The organism is Pseudomonas sp. (assembly GCF_035277045.1).
GTDB lineage: Bacteria > Pseudomonadota > Gammaproteobacteria > Pseudomonadales > Pseudomonadaceae > Aquipseudomonas.
In genome coordinates this window covers 1-3,523 of the sequence record NZ_DATELE010000307.1, presented here as the reverse complement: position 1 = coordinate 3,523, position 3,523 = coordinate 1, and the positions used below count along the sequence as shown (strand labels likewise).

The following is a 3,523-nucleotide window of genomic DNA, read 5'->3' as shown; positions in this document are numbered from 1 at the left end:
GTGGCGGATGTTATGGGAGGGCTGGGGCCTCAATTTGCGGAAAAAAGAGCCAATGCTTTTGCGGCGGAGTTGCTACTGCCGCAAGCCTCTGCTGAAGAGGCGGTTCGCAACTCAAGTGCTGAGATCGAATCGATCGCACTGCGACTAGAGCGGAAATTTGTTGTTAGTCGAGCAATGGTCTGTCATCAAATTCTAAACTCTAATGTTGCGACTGTGCTTGATTCTTCTCAAGTCACTGCATTGGAAGCCTGGGCTCGTTTGAGGCCGGGTTTTCCAGTTGTCCAGGCCTAGGCGATCAAACCTGAGCTCAGCTTCAACGCCCACTCCACGGATTCCTCGACGTCGCCGGCTATCACGTTGGTGTTTTCCTGAGCCTTTCTGAGCGCACTTTCGTTGTATTGCGCTGTACCTGTTCAGGGTCGGCGGCGGGGTTGCCCGGGCACAGATTGGTAATGCCGCTTGACCCGGTGCTAAGCGGCACCTAGCATTCGCGCGTCGAAAAATGATTGGCCGGTACGGTTATTCCGGCCCTCGTGCTCCACGAGAATTAGTCTGTCTTCAGAACCCACGGCATCTCCCTAATACACGTTTGGGGGTGGTGCCGTGGGTAGCTGTTTTTGCTGTCCATGCTCGCCCCGTTCTACAAGGAACATTTGCATGCATAGCAAGAAGGTTGTGATCACTGCCCAGGTTTTCATCTCTGCGATGATGGCTTTTCTGATGACGGGGTTCTTTTCGTTTCTTCATCTTGGCTGGAGGACGGCCATGGTGGAGGGGTGGGTGGACTCGTTTGTGATCGCCTGGCCTGTGGCGTTCGGGTTTTCGCTGGTGGTGTCGCCGGTGGCGTTCATGATGGCGGGGCGGTTGGTGGGCGGGCGTGTAGCGGCTGGGGCGGAGTGATCTGATAGCACAAGCAACTGTCTTTGTTCCCTGCCGGGATCGCACAACGCGTTAGTGATGTGCCCCGGCGAGGGCTACGCCCTCGATCGCGCGGTCCGGCGTCCCGGCACGGGCCTGCTCCCACAAGAGCTGGCGAAGCCAGCTCGGTTATCGATGCCCGGCCCGGCATAGCCAGGGCATTGTGGGAGAACTGGCTTTCCCCCAAGGTAATCACAGTCCCCGGCCCGGGGGCTTGGTGTGCCTGGGTAGAAGACAGGTGCTCGCACAGGGTGTAGAGGGGCTGGGCTCTATCAGAAATCAATCGTCCCCGAGAACTTCACCAACCGCGGATCACCCTGCGTCAGGTACCCGCCGTTAGCCGACGCCCAGTAATTCTTGTCCGTGATGTTTTCCACATTCACTCGCAGCGTCAGGTCTTTCTCCGACACCTTGAATTTGTACCGCGCCCCAGCATCGAACCGGTTCCACGTAGGCAAACTGACGTTGTTCGCCTGATCGACAAACTGGCCACCAGTGCGCAACATCCGCGCATTCAGCGCCAGCCCAGGTACGCCCGGCACATCCCAGTCAACGCTGGCGTTGAGCTGGAAGGTCGGTACGCCAATGGCGTGGTTGCCATCGGCGGTACCGCCGGAGGTTTTCTTCAGCTCGGAGGTCATGCGCGTGCCGCCTGCCATCAGGCGCAGGCCTTCGATGGGCTCACCGAACACGCTCAGCTCGACCCCTTTGTTGACCTGCTCGCCATCACGCACGTACTGGCGCCCCACGATGTAGCCGTCCGCCGGCTTCTCGATACGGAACACCGCCAGGTTCGCGCCGAAGCTCTGCACGTCGAGCTTGATACCTGCCTCAAGCTGCTTGGTGCGCCCAGGCGGGAAGGCCTGGCCGAGGTTGTCCACATCGCCCGAGGCCACGGGGCCTTGGGCAAGCCCTTCGATCCGGTTGGCGTACAGCGAGACGCTGTCGCTCGGCTTGAAGACGATGCCGTAGACGGGCGTGGTGATCGACTTGTCATAAGGCGCGCCGTTTCGGCTGCCGTCCTTGGATGGAGCGGGGCGCGTGGCGGAGAAAGTGCCGTCATAGAAGTAGTTCTCGACGCGCAACTGCTGCCGGCGAATGCCATAGGTCAGCAACAGGCGGTCGTCGAACAGACCGACCGTGTCGGAGAGGGCGATGCTGCGGTTTCGGGTCTTGCCGGTCACGCCCGGGTCACCCATCTCGCCACCCGTGCTGCCGATGGCCGATGGCTTGGGCAGCTTCACATGGTCGTAGATGTTGGTATTGCCGGGAGTCGAGGTATAGAAGGTGTAGGCGTTTTCCTGCTGCGCCCACATCGTGGTGGCGCCCAGGGCGATCTGGTGGCTGAACGGCCCCGTCTGCACGCGGCCGTTGAGCCCGGCGCTGAAGCTGGTGTTGTCCTCGCCGTGCACGATGTCCGAGCCGGTGATGGTGGCCCGGCCGCTGTTGCCGAGCAGCACGGGAGTGCCGTAGGTGCCTTGCTCGCGGGTATGGCGGGCGCCACCTGCGAGGTAGGCGGTCCAGCTTTCATTCAGGTCCCATTCGCCACGCACCATGCCGAAGGTGTCTTCCGACTCGCTGTAGCTCCAGTCCTGGCCGTAGTTGTGGCTGGCGCTTGGCGCGGTCGGAACCTTGGTGGCGCCGGCGCCGAGGCGCACGGAGTTGCGCAGGTGGTTGATCCGCTGCTTCTGATAACCCAGGTCGGTGGAAACCCGGAAGTTGTCACCACGGTAGTCGAGGCCTGCGATGAACAGCTTGGTGCGCTGATCCTGATCGTGGATCGCGGTCTCGCCTTCGCGCTGGCTGAGGTTCAGCCTTGCGCCGAAGCGGTTGTCTTCCCCGAAGCGCTGGCCGAGGTCCAGGTGTTCTCCGATGCGCCCGTCGGAGCTGATGTCCTGGGTGTAGCGGCGGGTTGGCAGGTCGTCGGCCCGCTTGGGCTGCAGGTTGACGTTGCCGCCCAGGCCGGTCCCGGTCGGGCTCACGCCGTTGAGGAAGGCATTGGGACCCTTGAACACCTCGACGCGTTCCACGCCGTCAGTGGACATGATCTGGCGCGGCAGGATCCCGTAGAGGCCATTGAACGAAATGTCGTCCCCGGCCAGCGGAAGACCACGGATCACGAACACCTTGGCCTGGTTGCCGAAGCCGAACGACTCTCGCACCGATGGGTCGTTGGCCAGCACGTCGCCGATGTCCTCGGCTTGCTGGTCCTCGATCACCTTTGACGTGTAGCTGGTCATGGTGAACGGCACGTCCATGTTGTCCTGGTTTCCCAGCACCCCCATCTGCCCGCCACGGGCGACCTGGCCTCCTGCGAATTCTTCGGGAAGCGCGCTGGAACTTGGCTTGACGGAATCGGCGTCGACATCGGTTGCGTCGAGCTGGATCGGTTCGGCAGCGTGCGCCATCAGACTGACGGAACAGCAGAGCGCCAGCAGCGCGGGCCTTGATGGGAAGCGGGATGCCATTGGGGGAAGTCCTGGGAAAGGGGGAAAGCGAGGGTGCGAATAGTAATGGTTCCCAGATGCAAACATCAACGGGGGTGGGGCAAGGTGCCACTTCCAAGGGTGAATTGTGCTCAGCCAGACAGACTTGGAAGATCATC

Annotated in this window: 3 protein-coding genes; 2 read left to right on the top strand and 1 reads right to left on the bottom strand. The window is 61.5% G+C overall.

Annotation, left to right across the window (positions count from 1 at the left end; genetic code table 11):
• Nucleotides 1-291 (top strand): ImmA/IrrE family metallo-endopeptidase (locus VJS90_RS20725; RefSeq protein WP_324123501.1); only part of this gene is annotated, 291 nt, incomplete at its 5' end.
• A gap of 366 nt (nucleotides 292-657) precedes the next feature.
• Nucleotides 658-900: a DUF2798 domain-containing protein gene (locus tag VJS90_RS20720; protein WP_324123500.1), complete on the top strand. Its 243-nt coding sequence runs from the start codon at nucleotides 658-660 to the stop codon at nucleotides 898-900.
• A gap of 290 nt (nucleotides 901-1,190) precedes the next feature.
• On the opposite strand, the gene VJS90_RS20715 is transcribed toward VJS90_RS20720, so the two are convergent.
• Nucleotides 1,191-3,386, bottom strand: a complete 2,196-nt coding sequence (locus VJS90_RS20715; RefSeq protein WP_324123499.1) for a TonB-dependent siderophore receptor — start codon at nucleotides 3,384-3,386, stop codon at nucleotides 1,191-1,193.
• Nucleotides 3,387-3,523: the final 137 nt, after the last annotated feature.

Coding starts and splice junctions, on each gene's coding strand:
- VJS90_RS20720 (WP_324123500.1), top strand. CDS start 658: ATGCATAGCAAGAAGGTTGTGATCACTGCCCAGGTTTTCATCTCTGCG.
- VJS90_RS20715 (WP_324123499.1), bottom strand. CDS start 3,386: ATGGCATCCCGCTTCCCATCAAGGCCCGCGCTGCTGGCGCTCTGCTGT.